This window comes from Marinobacterium marinum (assembly GCF_013868415.1).
GTDB lineage: Bacteria > Pseudomonadota > Gammaproteobacteria > Pseudomonadales > Balneatricaceae > Marinobacterium > Marinobacterium marinum.
This window is the reverse complement of sequence record NZ_JACEMT010000035.1, coordinates 1-16,946: the sequence shown is the minus strand read 5'-3', so window position 1 is coordinate 16,946 and position 16,946 is coordinate 1. Positions and strand designations below refer to the sequence as shown.

Here is a 16,946-nt window from a genome sequence, read left to right as displayed (position 1 = left end):
CTGATACGGCCCGCTCCTTCAAAGATGGAGGCATATTTTAATCGGTAAGACCGCTCAGTGCGAGAGCAGGTTCCCGGAAGGCCCCGCCGCACACGGCGATTTAGTCGTTGAATACCCCTGTGGACAAGTACCGATCGCCCCGGTCGCAGATGATGCAAACGATGGTTGCCTGCTCAACAGTTTGTGCCAGCTGCAAGGCGCCCGCGACGGCTCCACCGGAGGAAACACCACAGAAAATGCCTTCCTCTCTCGCCAGCGCTCGCATGCATTGTTCCGCATCAGTCTGGCTGATATCGATCACTTCATCCACTCGGCTGCGCTCAAAAATCTGCGGTAAATAGGCTTCCGGCCAGCGCCGAATCCCCGGAATCTGCGACCCTTCCTGCGGCTGCAATCCCACAATGCGCACATCCGGGTTCTGCTCTTTCAGGTAACGCGATACCCCCATAATGGTACCGGTCGTTCCCATCGAGCTGACAAAGTGGGTAATCGTACCCTGGGTCTGCTGCCAGATCTCAGGACCCGTGCCCGTGTAGTGAGCAGACGGGTTGTCCGGGTTGGAAAACTGATCCAGTACCTTACCTTCTCCGGCCTTTTGCATCGCCAACGCCAGGTCCCGCGCGTACTCCATACCTTCTTCGCGAGTCACCTCGATCAGCTCGGCTCCATAAGCCGTCATCGCGGCCTTGCGTTCGGCACTCATATTCGCTGGCATGATCAATTTCATGCGGTAGCCCTTGATCGCCGCCGCCATTGCCAATGCAATACCGGTATTGCCCGATGTTGCTTCAATCAGGCAGTCACCCGGCTGAATATCGCCACGCGCTTCGGCCAGACTGATCATGCTCAATGCCGGCCGATCCTTTACCGAACCCGCCGGGTTATTGCCCTCAAGCTTACATAACACCGTATTGCCGTTGGCAACCGGTAGACGCTGTAAACGGACCAGAGGGGTATGACCGACATAGTCGGCGATAGTGGGGTATTCAATGGACATGGAGGCTCCGCAAGGGTTCTGCATTGGAGTATAAGAAAAGGATTATTTATTCCTGATAAGCATAGATGGAATCATATCAGCCTCGCCAGTCATGAACAATCATGATCGCTTTCGGCAATTACGAAAGCCGAGATGTAGGCTCGCTCATCAGAATAACTGAGATGCCAGCGCTGAATGCCGCGCCGGGCCGCCTCCAGCGCAGCCTCACCGGACAGGGACAGAAGCGGCCTGCCCAGAGGGTCATGAGATATTTCAAAATGTTGCCAGCTGATACCTCGGCCAATCCCGGTCCCCAGCGCCTTGACCGCCGCTTCCTTGGCCGCAAACCGCTTCGCCAGAAAGATTTCCGGGCGGGTGTGCCGGTGAAAAGCGGCCCGCTCCTGCAGCGTCAGAATACGTTCAGGCAGCCGTGGCGTACGCGCCAGCGCCTGCCTGATACGCTCAATTTCCAGCAGGTCGGTACCAATGCCAACAATCATGAACGAATGGCATCACGGCGGGCTTGCACCCGCTGCTGCACCTGCATTAACAGATCGCGCATTTCCTGTACAGCAGGCTTCAATCCCACCATTACTGCACGTGCAATGATTCCATGACCGATATTGAGTTCATTGATCTCGGGAATTTCGGCAACCGGTTCGACATTGTGATAATGCAGACCATGACCGGCATTGACGACCAACCCCTGCTGCCAGGCGTGGCGCGAGGCCCGCTTGAGCCTTTCCAGCTCTTCGCTACGCTCGACCGGGGTTTCGGCGTCGGCGTAATTGCCGGTATGCAGCTCAATAACCGGAGCTCCGCAACGCACCGCAGCGTCAATCTGAGCCGGTTCGGGGTCTATAAACAGGGATACCTCGCAGTCGATGTTCGCCAGGCGCTCACAGACCTCTCGGATCTGAGCCTCCTGTCCAAGCACATCAAGCCCGCCTTCGGTGGTCAGCTCTGCACGCTTTTCCGGCACCAGGCAGACATGAGCGGGACGAATCCGCTCGGCCAACTGCAGCATCTCTTCGGTAATGGCCATTTCCAGATTCATACGAGTCTGCAGCGTCTGTGCCAGTACTTCGATATCCCGATCCTGAATATGGCGACGATCTTCACGCAGATGTACGGTAATACCGTCGGCGCCCGCTTCTTCCGCAAGTGCAGCAGCTTGCACCGGATCAGGATAACGCGTGCCACGCGCCTGTCGCAGGGTGGCAATGTGGTCGATATTAACGCCCAACAGCAAACGATCGGGTTCAGTCATCCTTAGCTCCTTTGCGTTTCAGGAAAAGTTCACGGCTGCGCAGCGGCCGATCACCCAGCAGGGCTGCCAGCCGCAGGCGCATTAATTGCTTGGCGGTACGCCGTACCGCCGGGTCATCATAACAGTCCTGCTCGATGGACAGCAGGTGCGCACCGGAAAACCCCTGCCCGATGCCAACAGGCTGCAAACCTGACTCGGGGTGCCAGCCATACCATCGGTCAGGCCTCAGAACCGAACTGTCCAGAGCAAACCCCATCTGTTCCAGTAACTGGCGCTCGAACGTCCTGAGCGCTCCTTCAATATCTCTGGCCGACTTGAGCTCGTTCAGTGCGTAACGAAACAGGACAAATAGCTTGGGATGGGGGTCAAACGGGCTAAGCAGGCGCTGCAGCAACTCGTTAAGGTATAGACCGCACAACAACGCTCGTCCCTGCAACAGGGCTCCCACCTCCGTGGCTTCGGCACTGCGCAGGTTTTTCAGCTCTGTACGCCCCTGCCAGCCCACTTGCAACAGTTGAAAGGGTTGCAGACAGAGCCGCAGCCGGGAACCCGGCTTGCGGGCCCCCCGTGCAACCACACTGACAACACCATATTCGAGGGTGAGCAGGTCAACCAGCAGGCTGGTCTCCCGATAGGGACGTGTGTGCAGCACATAGGCTGCAGTGGCGTCGACGCGCTGCGCCATCACTCGTGTCGGTAACCCAGACTCTGCAGCGCCCGTTCATTATCCGACCAGCCTCGTTTGACCTTGACCCACAGGTTCAGCATGACTTTGCTGTCGAACATTTTTTCCATGTCCAGACGTGCATCACGGCCAATGGTTTTGATAACGGCACCCGAGTCACCAATAACAATCCGCTTCTGACCTTCCCGCTCGACCAGAATCAATGCGCTGATATTGAGAATACGACCATCATGGCTGAACTCTTCAATTTCAACGGTCGTACCATAGGGCACTTCGTCTCCCAGATTACGCATCAGCTTTTCACGTACCAGTTCAGCGGCCACAAAGCGCGAGCTGCGATCCGTAATCTGATCTTCCGGGAACATGTGCATGCCTTCCGGCATGCGTGCTTCAACCTCACGCTGCAGGCGCTCGACATTGTGCCCCTTCTGGGCCGAAATCGGGATAATGGCATCAAAATGACGTTTGGATGCCAGCAAGTCCAGTTGCGGCAAGAGAGCATCCTTGTCCTTGAGCTGGTCAACCTTGTTCACGGCCAGAATTACCGGACACCGTACGTGCTCCAGCTTTTCAAGTACGATCTGATCTTCATCGGTCCAGGCCGTGCGGTCCACAATAAATACAACCAGATCCACATGTCGCAACGCTTCCGAAGCCGTACGATTCATGAATCGGTTAAGCGCCTTGCCCTTGTCGTCCTTGTGCAGTCCAGGCGTGTCCACGTAGATAACCTGCAGATCCCCTTCGGTATGAATACCCAGTATCTGATGACGGGTTGTCTGCGGCTTGCGCGAAGTGATACTCAGCTTTTGTCCGAGAATATGGTTGAGCAAGGTCGACTTGCCCACGTTGGGACGCCCAACAATGGCCACATAGCCACAACGGAGAATACCTTCACCCACGATCAAGCCTCCTGTCCCAGCATTTGCAAGGCACGACGAGCCGCTTCTTGCTCGGCCTGCCGACGACTGCTGCCACGCCCTTCAGTCGGCTGTTCCAGCAGCGCGACTTCGCACCGGATATGAAAGGTCTGGTCATGCGGATCGCCCTCGACCGATACCAGCTCGTAACGCGGCAGTTCAACTCGACGCGACTGCAAAAACTCCTGCAGACGTGTTTTGGCATCCTTCAGAGAGATGTTGAGATCCAGCTGTTCCAGATGCCCGGCAAACCAGTGCAGGATGAAACGGCGGGCCGCTTCAATCCCCTGATCCAGGTAGACGGCACCGATAATAGCTTCAACGCTGTCAGCCAGAATTGAGTCACGGCGATAGCCACCGCTTTTCAACTCGCCGGAGCCCAGCCGAAGATAATCTCCCAACTGCATTTCACGTGCAATTTTGGCCAGAGTTTCTCCCTTTACCACACGCGAGCGCAGCCGGCTCATTTGACCTTCCCGTGCCGCCGGAAAGCGCTGATACAGATCATCGGCAATAACGACACTCAGAATCGCATCACCGAGGAACTCCAACCGTTCATTATTGCGCTTGCCACAACTGCGGTGGGTCAGCGCCAGCTCGAACAGTTCAGTATCGGCACACGGGTTGCCCAGTTTTCGGGCCAGTTCAGCAGCAGGTTTAATCAAGGTCTTACAGCTTCGTAATGTTCTTTGAATGTCAGCAGGGCATCAATGTTGAAAAACATCGGCACCCGCATTTCGTATGCCAGGTCAAAATGGTACACACCCTCTTTCAGGGTTACCTGCAACGAATCCTTTGCCGGTAACTTGACCTGGTTAATGTACAGTTTCTTGTCCAGATCTCCCCGCAGCTGACGCAGCGGCTTGGCCAGTTCGTCCGGGTCTTCACTGGTTGTCTTCACGATCGAGTTTATCGTCATGTGATCCCAGTAAGGCGAAAACAGCTTGAAGCCAACGGTAAAAAAGATTCCCGCGACCATCAGGACAATCAGGGTAGAAAGGAAAGAGGCACCCTTTTGGTAACGCATTATGCCGTGTTCCATCTTATTGCATCCTCTAGTTTATGCGACGAATATCACTGAAGTCAGGCAGGCTCAACACGCCATCCCAGTGCATCCATACCGCAGTCGCTTTGCCGACCAGCAACTCTTCCGGCACAAAGCCCCAATAACGGCTATCCTTGCTGTTGTCACGGTTATCACCCAGCACAAAATAATTGCCGTCCGGCACGGTCCACTCGCCATTCACCACCGGACGGTAGATATCACGGTAGATTTGATGTGACGTATCCGCCAAGGCCTCGTTCAGCAGCAACTGTTCAGGACGTGAGGGTGGCAGCTTGGCCAGCAACTCCTGCTGCTGGGCCACACCATTAACGTACAGAACCTTGTCCCTGTAGGTAATCACATCACCCGGCACGCCGACAACACGCTTGATGAAGTTGATCCCTGTGTCCTCAGGATAGCGAAAAACAATGACATCACCATGTTGAGGATCATTATTGCTGACAAAGCGGGTGTTCACGACCGGCAGGCGCAAACCGTAGTGATACTTGTTAACCAGGATAAAGTCACCGATCTTCAACGTCGGCAACATTGAACCGGATGGAATCTGGAAAGGTTCATACAAAAAGGACCTCAGCAGCAGCACGAACAACAGCACCGGGAACATCGACTTGGATGTATCAGCCCAGCTCGGCTGACGCAACAGTGCCGTACGCTGCTCATCCGGCAGACTCCCCTGAGCCTGGATTTCCGCATGCTGCAGCGCCACTCGGCGGCGTGGCGCAAACACCAATGCATCCAGCAGCCACAGCAAACCGCACACTGCCGTTATCAGTACCAAAATCAGTGAAAAATCCAGATTCATAACCCTGCCTTAGCTATCGACTTTCAATACGGCCAGGAAGGCATCCTGCGGGATTTCGACACGTCCTACCTGCTTCATCCGCTTTTTACCTTCTTTCTGTTTTGCCAACAGCTTTTTCTTGCGGCTGACATCACCACCGTAACACTTGGCCGTTACGTTCTTGCGCAGGGCCTTGACGGTAGTACGTGCAATGACCTTGCCTCCCAGAGCCGCCTGAATGGCAACATCGAACATCTGGCGCGGGATCAGCTCTTTCATTTTGTCACACAACAGACGCCCACGGTATTCCGCATTGTCACGGTGCAGAATCACGGCCAGCGCATCCACGCGCTCGCCGTTGATCAGGATATCCATGCGTACCAGCTTGGCCGCCTCGAAACGCTGAAAATTGTATTCCAGCGATGCGTAACCGCGGCTGACCGATTTAAGACGATCGAAGAAGTCCAACACCACCTCAGCCATCGGCAGCTCATAAGTGACCTGCACCTGCTTGCCAACGAAGTGCATGTTTTTCTGTACACCGCGCTTTTCGACACAAAGACTGATGACCTGTCCCAGATACTCCTCCGGCACCAGAATATTGGCCAGCACGATGGGCTCGCGCATTTCCCGAATGGAACCCGGGTCCGGCAGTTTCGAGGGACTGTCGATATAAACCACGTCACCGTTGTTCAACTCAATCTCGTACACCACGGTCGGTGCCGTTGTCACCAGATCCATGTCGTATTCGCGTTCCAGACGCTCCTGGATGATTTCCATGTGCAACATGCCCAGGAAACCACAACGGAAGCCGAATCCCAGCGCGTCCGAGCTTTCCGGCTCATAGAAAAGAGAGGCGTCGTTAAGCGTCAACTTTTCCAGCGCATCGCGGAAATCTTCGTAATCATCAGCACTGACCGGGAACAGACCGGCATAAACCTGGGGCTGCACCTTCTGGAAGCCCGGCAGGCTGTCAACATCCGGGGTTTTGGCGGGTACCAGCGTATCCCCTACCGGGGCACCGTGAATATCCTTGATACCGGCAACCACAAAGCCAACTTCACCGGCTTTGAGCACACCTGTTTCCTTGCGCTTGGGCGTAAAGATACCAACCGCATCCACCTGGTGCGCCTGACCGGTCGACTTGATCAGAATCTTGTCTTTTTTGTTCAGTGTCCCCTGTTTGACACGTACCAGTGACACCACCCCCAAATAATTATCAAACCAGGAGTCAATGATCAGAGCCTGCAGCGGGGCATCCACATCACCTTCGGGTGGCGGAATTACGCGCACCAGCGCTTCCAGCACATCTTCAATCCCCATGCCGGTCTTGGCAGAACAGGCAATGGCATCCGTTGCATCAATGCCGATCACTTCTTCGATCTCTTGACGTACCCGCTCGGGGTCGGCCTGAGGCAAGTCCATCTTGTTCAAAACCGGCAGTACTTCCAGGCTTTGCTCGATGGCGGTATAACAGTTGGCAACAGACTGCGCTTCAACGCCCTGGGCCGCATCTACTACCAGCAAGGCCCCTTCACAGGCATACAGCGAACGAGAGACTTCATAGGAAAAGTCCACATGCCCCGGCGTATCGATAAAATTCAGCTGATAGGTTTTTCCGTCCCTTGCATGGTAATCAAGAGTGACGCTCTGAGCCTTGATAGTGATCCCGCGCTCGCGCTCCAGCTCCATGGAATCAAGCACCTGAGCCGCCATTTCACGGTCACTGAGCCCCCCGCAGGTCTGAATCAGGCGGTCTGACAGTGTGGATTTGCCATGGTCAATATGGGCGATGATCGAGAAATTACGAATATGATCCAGGTTACTCACGATAGGGCTACCCGACTCCAGCTGTAAACAGGATTGAAAAGAGGACGCAGTTTAACGTAAGAAGGGGGCTCAGGTCATCAGAAGTACCCTGCTTATCCATAAACAATAAGGGGGCCGCAGCCCCCTTATCAATGGCTTATTCAGACTTGAGCGCTATGAACATGGGGTTGCCTCGCCGCACGATCCGCAGGGGAACCGAACGCCCACTCGGCAAATCCGCCACAATGCGCTGAAACTGATCCAGGGTTTCCACCCGCTCACCATTCAGCATCGTGATTACATCACCGCGGACCAGACCTGCACGAGCACCGGCACCATCCTCTACACGCTCAACAACGACACCGGACACGATATTCCACTTGTCTTTCTGTTCGTCCTGCAGAGGGGCCACCACCAATCCCAGGCGGCTGGTTTCCACCGGCTTCTTCTCAACATTCGCCGGCTTGTCGCCCTTTTCACCCGGCAGGTGACCGATGGTCACGTCCAGCGTTTTGTTGCGCCCGGCTCGGATAACGTCGAGCTCGGCAACGTCCCCCGGCTTGACACGACCAACCAGAGGCGGCAAATCGGATGCCAGTACGACGTCATGATCGTTAAAGCCGACAATGATATCGCCTTCTTGCAAGCCGGCTGCTGCCGCTGGACCGTCCGGCACCACCTTTGCGACCAGGGCTCCGGCCGGTTTTTTCAGGCCAAAGGACTCAGCCAGGTCACGATTCACTTCCTGAATCAGCACGCCCAGCCAACCACGTTCTACGAAGCCCTGCCCCTTCAACTGCTCTGAAACCTCCAGAGCCATATCGATGGGAATGGCGAAGGAAAGTCCCATGAAACCACCCGAACGGGTATAAATCTGCGAGTTGATGCCTATCACCTCGCCATCGAGATTAAACAGAGGACCACCCGAGTTCCCAGGGTTGATCGCCACATCCGTTTGAATAAACGGTACATAGTTTTCATTGGCCAAAGCACGCTCGGTGGCACTGACAATGCCAGCGGTCACACTGTGATCAAACCCGAACGGAGAGCCGATAGCCAAGACCCACTCCCCTACTTTCAACTCGGATGAACGCCCCAGCGGTACGACAGGAAGGTCATCGGCCTCAATCTTCAACAAGGCTACATCAGTCCGTTCATCCGAACCGACAACGCTTGCTTCCAGCTCACGGCGATCATTCAGCCTGACCATCACCTGATCGGCATCCTTGATCACGTGATGATTGGTCAGGATGTAACCGTCATGTGAAATAATAAACCCCGACCCCAGCGAGCGTGGCGCCTTATTGGGTCGATCCCGGAATTGGGGAATGTCACGAAAGAAATGGCGGAAAATCTCCGGCAACTCTTCACCACCGGGCCCCTGAAACTGCCCGAACGGAGTCGACAGGGTCTGGGAGTCCGATTTCTGTACCGTACTGATGTTCACCACGGCCGGTGAAGCATCTTCCACCAATTCCGTAAAATCCGGCAAGGATGCCGCATGCAGCAGCGGTGCACATACATACGCAAAAACGAGAAAAAGACTGAGCTTGATCGCTTTCATCAAATATCACCTTTTCTGTTCAAACAATTCTGAGCAAGATCGGCTGATAACGGTTTTGGGCCGCTCTGCCCGAACTTAGTCGGCGCGCCAGACCAAAGCCGGTCAGCATCAGGGCGATCGCCAGGATGATTTGCTGCCACTCGGCCAGGGCCAGGGTTGCCCCCAGCAAGGCCCCTGCAATCAGCAAAGCCAGCGGCAGCATGTACAACAGTAGAGAAGCACGTACCAGGCTGCCTTCCTCCAACCCGATCACGACCTGTTGTCCAGGCTTGACCGGAAGGGCGTCGGGGTTCTGGACTTCGATTTCGACCGTTTTTCCCTGCCCCCACTGGGACAACACGCCCTGGCTACAGTTCGACTTGCTCGCACATTGCGCACATGCACTGGTGCGTGCCGCCATCACCTTGACCATGCGAGCTTCCACCGCCGAAACCAGCGTAACTTCTTCAATCATGTCTACTGCTCGGGCTGAACGGCACTGGCGATGCGGTCCGCGATCATCAGGGGGACATCCCCCACAACCGTCACGAAATGATCACCGCGGCGTTTGCCCACCGCGATATAGCCATCCGCCTGAGCCACACCTTCCGGCAGGCTCTGATGCCCCAACTCTTCCACACTGACCGAAAATGCATCCCGACCATTGGCAAACACCATCACTTCACCATGCGGCAGGAGTTCATGACGTACGATCGAATACCCCTCCGGCATCCACCTGGTGCTCCATTGCGGCATCCGCTGAGCGCCGACCAAATGCTGGTGTTGATCGATATACTTCTTCAGCCCGTCTGACAGACGAATGACATCGGGTGACTCGTAACCGGCGACACCATTCGAGGAGCGTCCCAGGTTGGTCCGCATCAGGTCTCCATTTGCACTGGAGCCGGGCAGATAAAAACCGGGCGCTTGGGACGGAGCGGTGTCAAAGTTGCCTGCCCCCAAAATCACGGCAGCCGTTACCGAAGCGGCAACAGCCATGCTGCTGACCGAACGCCACCAATTGGAAACCGGCTTTTTCACTTTCACCGTGCTCGTTTCACGCTCATAGGCCGAGGGATGATAGGTGGGCTCATGTTCCAGTGCGGCCATGACCCCTTCGCTGATATCGAAACGAAGGCCCGCCTGTAATTCCCCCTTCAGCCCGGCCCGAGCAACATGATAACGGTGCCACTGCCGGGCCATGTCCGGGTCTTCTGCCACCTGCTCCAGCGTACGGCGCAGTTCAAACTCGCCGACTTCGCCATCCATTAACGCAGATATGGAATCATTTGCTCTTTGCATAGCTTTTCCTCGAGTGCCATTACACGGCATTTCTCACTCAACCCGACTAATTGGCAAGCAGGGGCGCGACCTCTTTGTCGATAGCCTCTCGTGCTCGAAAAATACGCGACCGGACAGTCCCGACGGGACAATCCATCACATTGGCGATATCCTCGTAGCTCATCCCCTCGAATTCACGCAGGGTCAGGGCCACTCGCAGGTCTTCCGGCAAACGGTCCAATGTCGTTTTGACCACCCGTTCCAGCTCGTCCCGGTACAGCGCATTCTCCGGGGATTCCAGATCACGTAACTCAGACCCCGAATCGACATAATGGGCATCGTCCACATCAACATCGACATCCGGTGGACGTCGGCTGCGTGATACCAGGTGGTTCTTCGCCGTATTGATCGCTATTCGATATAACCATGTATAAAAGGCACTATCGCCACGAAACCCCGGCAGGGCACGATAGGCCTTGATAAAGGCTTCCTGGGCCACGTCCATCGCCTCATGGGGGTCATATACATAGCGCCCTATCAAGCCGATAATCTTATGCTGATACTGCTTCACCAGAAGATCAAAAGCGCGCTTGTCACCCGCCTGTACTCGCTTGACCAGTACCTGATCGTTGGCTGCCTGACTCTCGTTAGACACTCGGTATCCTTAAATTAAGTCGCTGCGACTTTAATATCCCTGTACGCTGCACAAGGATGATTTAAATTTCGATGCAGTATGTAACGCCGACCTAATGCATTGCAACCTCATGTCTGTAGCAGGCACGCATCAACTATGAGCCTGAATATAGAATGAAGTTCCAAAAAAAATTTGTTCGTCATTATACTGACACTCAAGGGTGTGAACCGCATAATAGATCGCAGCAAACGTACGGAATGTGAATATGAGTTCTAGCCAAGGCACCCCCCTGGATTACGATGTACTGGTCATCGGTAGCGGCGCAGCCGGATTAACTCTCGCCCTGCACCTTCCTTCTCACCTCAAAATTGCGGTTCTCAGCAAGGCCGAATTTGAAAGCGGGTCAACATGGATGGCACAGGGCGGCATCGCCGCTGTACTGGAGGACAGCGACTGTGTCGAGGACCACATCAACGACACCTTGATCGCAGGTGCCGAACTGGGCCGTCTCGATGCCGTCAGCCAAATTGTCCACAATGGCCCTTCGGCCATCCAATGGCTGATTGAGCAGGGCGTTCCTTTCACTCGCGAGGGCGATCATTTCCATTTAACCCGAGAAGGCGGACATTCTCACCGCCGCATCATCCACGCCGCCGACGCCACCGGACGAGCCGTACATACCACTCTGTTGGAGCGTGCCCGCAGTGCCGAGAATATCTGCCTGCTCGACCACCATGTCGCTATTGACCTGATCACACGACGCAAACTCAAGCTCCCTCATAACCGCTGCATCGGTGCCTACGTCCTGAACAAGCGTGACGGGCATGTCCAGGCCTTCAGAGCCGGTCATGTCGTACTGGCGACAGGCGGAGCTGCCAAGGCCTATCTCTATACCAGCAACAGTGACGGTTCAACCGGTGATGGCATTGCCATGGCCTGGCGTGCCGGCTGCCGTATTGCGAATATGGAGTTCAACCAGTTCCACCCAACCTGCCTGTACCACCCCCAGGCCAAATCGTTTCTGATCAGCGAAGCCGTCCGAGGGGAAGGCGGACGCTTGCTGCTGCCCGACGGCACGCGCTTTATGCCTGCTTTCGATGAACGATCGGAACTGGCTCCCCGTGATATTGTGGCTCGTGCCATTGACCACGAGATGAAACGACTGGGTTGTGACTGTGTCTATCTGGACATTTCCCATCGCCCTGCGGATTTCATCAAGGAACACTTCCCGACCATATATCAACGCTGCCTGGATTACGGCATCGACATGACCCGAGATCCAATCCCGGTCGTACCGGCTGCACACTATACCTGTGGCGGTGTCATGACAGACAGGGATGGACGCACCGATCTCGAAGGACTCTACGCGATCGGCGAGACCGCTTTCACCGGTCTACATGGTGCCAATCGCCTGGCCTCCAATTCCTTGTTGGAATGTATCGTTTTCGGTATCGCGGCAGCCCGTTCAATCAATGCCGAACACGATCAGATACCCGACGAAAAGGCCGACATTCCTCTCTGGGACGAATCCCAGGTGACCAATTCGGATGAAGACGTCATCATTTCACATAACTGGGATGAATTGAGGCGCTTCATGTGGGATTACGTCGGCATTGTGCGCACAACCAAGCGCCTGCAACGTGCACAGCACCGCATTGAACTTCTGCTACAGGAAATTGCCGAGTATTACAGCAATTACAAGGTAAGTTCCGACCTGATCGAGCTGCGCAATCTGGCCACAGTTGCCCAGTTGATCATCGGTAGCGCCATTAACCGTAAGGAAAGTCGAGGTCTCCACTATACCCTTGATTACCCTGATGTAATGAAAGAGAAACGGGATACCGTTCTCTGCCCTCTCAATTTCCAGTGGCCGGATTCTGTGCGATAGGGGCGGCCCAGCGAATCGCCACATGCAAACGCCTGGCCTCGGTCTTGCGCAGACGGTCAGGCGTTATCCACACCCAGGACGGCAAGGCTCGATCACGACGCTGTAATACCAGCAATTGAAAATATCCCGGCACAGACAGCCGCCGATAGAGTTTATCCACAGGTACCCACTCAGCAGACGCCGTCAGTACCGACATCATCTGGTGCTCGACATCCCAATTCAGGCCTTGTACTTCATCCGCTCGATCATCGAGCAGCAGCTTCCAAAACACGACAATGCCCACTAAGGTATAGATAATCAGGATCAGAACATGTCGCGCAGGATCGGCAGCCAACTGCGTCAAAGCCAGCAGGCCCAAAACAGGAGTAATTCCATACAAAAGGCGCGGCAGCCAATTACTGCCGCTGAAGCGGATTTCAAGCGGGCTGAACGCGTTCAAGGATAATATCCACAATCCGACGCATGTCCGGATCTTCAGGCACTGAGCGCTGCATGAACCACATGAAGAGGTCCTGATCTTCAGAATCCAATAATTTTACAAAACGATTCTGATCTTCCGGTTCAAGCCCTGAAAAAGCTTCCTGCATAAAAGGAACCAAAAGCACATCCAACTCCAGCATGCCGCGACGGCACTGCCAGGTCAGGCGACGAACATCATCTTCGGAATACATCACTTACCCTAAACTCGTTGACGAGAAACCGACAGATATTACCCTTTGCCCATGGCAAGAGCCATACCCTGAAAGATAACCACACCAGAAACGCAAAAACCCCGATCTCAACGAGACCGGGGTTTTCACTGAATAAATGCTTGGCGATGACCTACTCTCACATGGGGAAGCCCCACACTACCATCGGCGATGCCGCGTTTCACTGCTGAGTTCGGTATGGGATCAGGTGGTTCCACGGCTCTATTGTCGCCAAGCAAAACTGGTACAAATCGGATCTGAAATTCGGTGACTGTCTGTGTTGTCGCTACAAGCGTTCAACCGGTGCTCTTGCGAGCTGCGATAATCATATTCTTGACTGATCTTCAGTCTAACCATTCATTGCAAACGCCTTGGGCGTTATATGGTCAAGCCTCACGAGCAATTAGTACTGGTTAGCTCAATGCCTTACAACACTTACACACCCAGCCTATCAACGTCCTGGTCTCGGACGGCTCTACAGGGACCTCAAGGGTCCAGTGAGATCTCATCTTGAAGGAGGCTTCCCGCTTAGATGCTTTCAGCGGTTATCCCGTCCGCACGTAGCTACCCGGCAATGCCACTGGCGTGACAACCGGAACACCAGAGGTGCGTCCACTCCGGTCCTCTCGTACTAGGAGCAGCTCTTCTCAAATCTCAAACGCCCACGGCAGATAGGGACCGAACTGTCTCACGACGTTCTAAACCCAGCTCGCGTACCACTTTAAATGGCGAACAGCCATACCCTTGGGACCGGCTTCAGCCCCAGGATGTGATGAGCCGACATCGAGGTGCCAAACACCGCCGTCGATGTGAACTCTTGGGCGGTATCAGCCTGTTATCCCCGGAGTACCTTTTATCCGTTGAGCGATGGCCCTTCCATACAGAACCACCGGATCACTAGAACCTACTTTCGTACCTGCTCGACGTGTCAGTCTCGCAGTCAAGCACCCTTCTACTCTTGCGCTCATTGGCTGATTTCCGACCAGCCTGAGGGTACCTTCGTGCTCCTCCGTTACTCTTTGGGAGGAGACCGCCCCAGTCAAACTACCCACCACACAATGTCCTCGATCCCGATAAGGGACCTGAGTTAGAACCTCAACAGTACCAGGCTGGTATTTCAAGGTTGGCTCCACCACAACTGGCGTCATGGTTTCAAAGCCTCCCAGCTATCCTACACAAGTAATGTCAAAGTCCACTGTGAAGCTATAGTAAAGGTTCACGGGGTCTTTCCGTCTAGCCGCGGGGACGCTGCATCTTCACAGCGAGTTCAATTTCACTGAGTCTCGGGTGGAGACAGTGTGGCCATCGTTACGCCATTCGTGCAGGTCGGAACTTACCCGACAAGGAATTTCGCTACCTTAGGACCGTTATAGTTACGGCCGCCGTTTACCGGGGCTTCGATCAAGAGCTTCGCCGAAGCTAACCCCATCAATTAACCTTCCGGCACCGGGCAGGCGTCACACCCTATACGTCCACTTTCGTGTTTGCAGAGTGCTGTGTTTTTAATAAACAGTCGCAGCCACCTGGTATCTTCGACCGACATCAGCTTAGGACGCAAAGTCCATCACCAACATCGGCGTGCCTTCTCCCGAAGTTACGGCACCATTTTGCCTAGTTCCTTCACCCGAGTTCTCTCAAGCGCCTTGGTATTCTCAACCTGACCACCTGTGTCGGTTTGGGGTACGGTCACACATAACCTGAAGCTTAGAGGATTTTCCTGGAAGCATGGCATCAACCACTTCGACTCATAAAGAGTCTCGTCATCAGGTCTCAGTCTTAAGAAGCCGGATTTGCCTAACTTCTCAACCTACACCCTTAAACGCGGACAACCAACGCCGCGCTGGCCTAGCCTTCTCCGTCCCCCCGTCGCAGTTATGCGCGGTACAGGAATATTAACCTGTCTCCCATCGACTACGCTTTTCAGCCTCGCCTTAGGGGCCGACTCACCCTACCCCGATTAACGTTGGATAGGAACCCTTGGTCTTCCGGCGAGGGGGTTTTTCACCCCCTTTATCGTTACTCATGTCAGCATTCGCACTTCTGATACCTCCACGGTGCCTCCCGGCTTCCGCTTCAACGGCTTACAGAACGCTCCTCTACCATGCCCTAAGGCATCCGCAGCTTCGGTGTCTAGTTTGAGCCCCGTTATATCTTCCGCGCAGGCCGACTCGACTAGTGAGCTATTACGCTTTCTTTAAAGGATGGCTGCTTCTAAGCCAACCTCCTAGCTGTCTGAGCCTTCCCACATCGTTTCCCACTTAACTAGAACTTTGGGACCTTAGCTGGCGGTCTGGGTTGTTTCCCTTTCCACGACGGACGTTAGCACCCGCCGTGTGTCTCCCATGATTGCACTCTTGGGTATTCGGAGTTTGCATCGGGTTGGTAAGTCGGGATGACCCCCTAGCCGAAACAGTGCTCTACCCCCCAAGGTGAGACATGAGGCGCTACCTAAATAGCTTTCGAGGAGAACCAGCTATCTCCGGGCTTGATTAGCCTTTCACTCCGATCCACAGGTCATCCGCTGGCTTTTCAACGACAGTCGGTTCGGTCCTCCAGTTGATGTTACTCAACCTTCAACCTGCCCATGGATAGATCGCCCGGTTTCGGGTCTACTCCCAGCGACTTGGCGCCCTATTAAGACTCGGTTTCCCTACGCCTCCCCTAAACGGTTAAGCTTGCCACTGAAAGTAAGTCGCTGACCCATTATACAAAAGGTACGCAGTCACCGTCCGAAAACGGCTCCCACTGCTTGTACGTACACGGTTTCAGGGTCTATTTCACTCCCCTCACAGGGGTTCTTTTCGCCTTTCCCTCACGGTACTGGTTCACTATCGGTCAGTCAGGAGTATTTAGCCTTGGAGGATGGTCCCCCCATATTCAGACAGGATAACACGTGTCCCGTCCTACTCGATTTCACTGTCTATAGGTTTTCGCATACGGGGCTATCACCCACTATGGCCACACTTTCCAGAGTGTTCTGCTAACCACAAGACAGCTTAAGGGCTGCTCCCCGTTCGCTCGCCGCTACTAAGGGAATCTCGGTTGATTTCTTTTCCTCCGGGTACTTAGATGTTTCAGTTCCCCGGGTTCGCCTCTCTACACCTATGTATTCAGTGAAGAGATACCCGCAAGCGGGTGGGTTTCCCCATTCGGAAATCCTCGGATCAAAGTCTGTTTACCGACTCCCCGAGGCTTATCGCAGGTTACTACGTCCTTCATCGCCTCTGACTGCCAAGGCATCCACCGTGCACGCTTATTCACTTGACCATATAACCCGAAGGCGTCTGTTCAAATGAATGGTTCGTAACGATTATCGCCGGTTGGCGCTTGTATCAAACAATACAAGACAATCTTTCAGATCCAATTTGTTAAAGAGCGTTTAAAGCTAAGAAGCTTTAAAAGAT

General features: G+C 54.5%; 16 protein-coding genes and 2 rRNA genes. 1 reads left to right on the top strand and 17 read right to left on the bottom strand.

Annotation, left to right across the window (positions count from 1 at the left end):
* Positions 1-100: 100 nt before the first annotated feature.
* The 13 genes from cysM to rpoE form a co-directional block, all read right to left on the bottom strand.
* The gene (gene cysM / locus H1S06_RS03235) at positions 101-997 is read right to left on the bottom strand and encodes a cysteine synthase CysM (RefSeq protein ID WP_181737183.1); all 897 of its coding nucleotides are present in this window, start codon (positions 995-997) and stop codon (positions 101-103) included.
* A gap of 89 nt (positions 998-1,086) precedes the next feature.
* Positions 1,087-1,476 (bottom strand): holo-ACP synthase, encoded by a 390-nt coding sequence (acpS, locus tag H1S06_RS03230; protein WP_181737181.1) that lies wholly within the window; start codon positions 1,474-1,476, stop codon positions 1,087-1,089.
* Positions 1,473-2,246: a pyridoxine 5'-phosphate synthase gene (gene pdxJ / locus H1S06_RS03225; protein ID WP_181737179.1), complete on the bottom strand. Its 774-nt coding sequence runs from the start codon at positions 2,244-2,246 to the stop codon at positions 1,473-1,475. Before pdxJ ends, acpS begins: the two co-directional genes overlap by 4 nt.
* Positions 2,239-2,931, bottom strand: a complete 693-nt coding sequence (gene recO / locus H1S06_RS03220; protein ID WP_181737177.1) for a DNA repair protein RecO — start codon at positions 2,929-2,931, stop codon at positions 2,239-2,241. The genes pdxJ and recO overlap by 8 nt, the downstream gene beginning before the upstream one ends.
* Positions 2,931-3,833 carry a GTPase Era gene (era, locus tag H1S06_RS03215; RefSeq protein WP_181737175.1) on the bottom strand — a complete coding sequence of 301 codons (903 nt, stop codon included), beginning with the start codon at positions 3,831-3,833 and terminating at the stop codon, positions 2,931-2,933. The genes recO and era overlap by 1 nt, the downstream gene beginning before the upstream one ends.
* Positions 3,834-3,835: 2 nt before the next feature.
* Positions 3,836-4,516, bottom strand: coding sequence for a ribonuclease III (gene rnc / locus H1S06_RS03210; RefSeq protein WP_181737173.1), 681 nt, complete (start codon positions 4,514-4,516; stop codon positions 3,836-3,838).
* Positions 4,513-4,878: a DUF4845 domain-containing protein gene (locus H1S06_RS03205; RefSeq protein WP_255482886.1), complete on the bottom strand. Its 366-nt coding sequence runs from the start codon at positions 4,876-4,878 to the stop codon at positions 4,513-4,515. Before H1S06_RS03205 ends, rnc begins: the two co-directional genes overlap by 4 nt.
* Before the next feature lie 28 nt (positions 4,879-4,906).
* Entirely contained in the window at positions 4,907-5,719 is an 813-nt protein-coding gene (lepB, locus tag H1S06_RS03200; protein WP_181737169.1) for a signal peptidase I, read from the bottom strand.
* A 9-nt stretch (positions 5,720-5,728) separates the two neighbouring features.
* A complete protein-coding gene (gene lepA, locus H1S06_RS03195) occupies positions 5,729-7,528 on the bottom strand; it encodes a translation elongation factor 4 (RefSeq protein ID WP_181737167.1) in 1,800 nt (599 codons plus the stop codon).
* A 136-nt stretch (positions 7,529-7,664) separates the two neighbouring features.
* Entirely contained in the window at positions 7,665-9,071 is a 1,407-nt protein-coding gene (locus H1S06_RS03190) for a DegQ family serine endoprotease (RefSeq protein WP_181737165.1), read from the bottom strand.
* 19 nt (positions 9,072-9,090) lie between these two features.
* Positions 9,091-9,525, bottom strand: coding sequence for a SoxR reducing system RseC family protein (locus H1S06_RS03185; RefSeq protein ID WP_181737163.1), 435 nt, complete (start codon positions 9,523-9,525; stop codon positions 9,091-9,093).
* Between the two features lie 2 nt (positions 9,526-9,527).
* Positions 9,528-10,352, bottom strand: coding sequence for a MucB/RseB C-terminal domain-containing protein (locus tag H1S06_RS03180; RefSeq protein WP_181737161.1), 825 nt, complete (start codon positions 10,350-10,352; stop codon positions 9,528-9,530).
* 46 nt (positions 10,353-10,398) lie between these two features.
* Positions 10,399-10,986, bottom strand: a complete 588-nt coding sequence (gene rpoE / locus H1S06_RS03175) for an RNA polymerase sigma factor RpoE (protein WP_181737159.1) — start codon at positions 10,984-10,986, stop codon at positions 10,399-10,401.
* 244 nt (positions 10,987-11,230) lie between these two features.
* Here rpoE and nadB point away from each other — a divergent pair, with 244 nt between their 5' ends.
* Positions 11,231-12,853 (top strand): L-aspartate oxidase, encoded by a 1,623-nt coding sequence (nadB, locus tag H1S06_RS03170; RefSeq protein WP_181737157.1) that lies wholly within the window; start codon positions 11,231-11,233, stop codon positions 12,851-12,853.
* On the opposite strand, the gene H1S06_RS03165 is transcribed toward nadB, so the two are convergent.
* The 4 genes from H1S06_RS03165 to H1S06_RS03150 form a co-directional block, all read right to left on the bottom strand.
* Positions 12,822-13,292, bottom strand: a complete 471-nt coding sequence (locus tag H1S06_RS03165; RefSeq protein WP_181737155.1) for a hypothetical protein — start codon at positions 13,290-13,292, stop codon at positions 12,822-12,824. The genes nadB and H1S06_RS03165 overlap by 32 nt on opposite strands.
* A complete protein-coding gene (locus H1S06_RS03160) occupies positions 13,270-13,524 on the bottom strand; it encodes an FAD assembly factor SdhE (RefSeq protein ID WP_181737153.1) in 255 nt (84 codons plus the stop codon). Before H1S06_RS03160 ends, H1S06_RS03165 begins: the two co-directional genes overlap by 23 nt.
* 138 nt (positions 13,525-13,662) lie before the next feature.
* A 5S ribosomal RNA gene (gene rrf / locus H1S06_RS03155) occupies positions 13,663-13,778 on the bottom strand.
* Positions 13,779-13,924: 146 nt separating this feature from the next.
* Positions 13,925-16,809: ribosomal RNA gene (locus tag H1S06_RS03150) — 23S ribosomal RNA — on the bottom strand.
* Between the last annotated feature and the right edge of the window lie 137 nt (positions 16,810-16,946).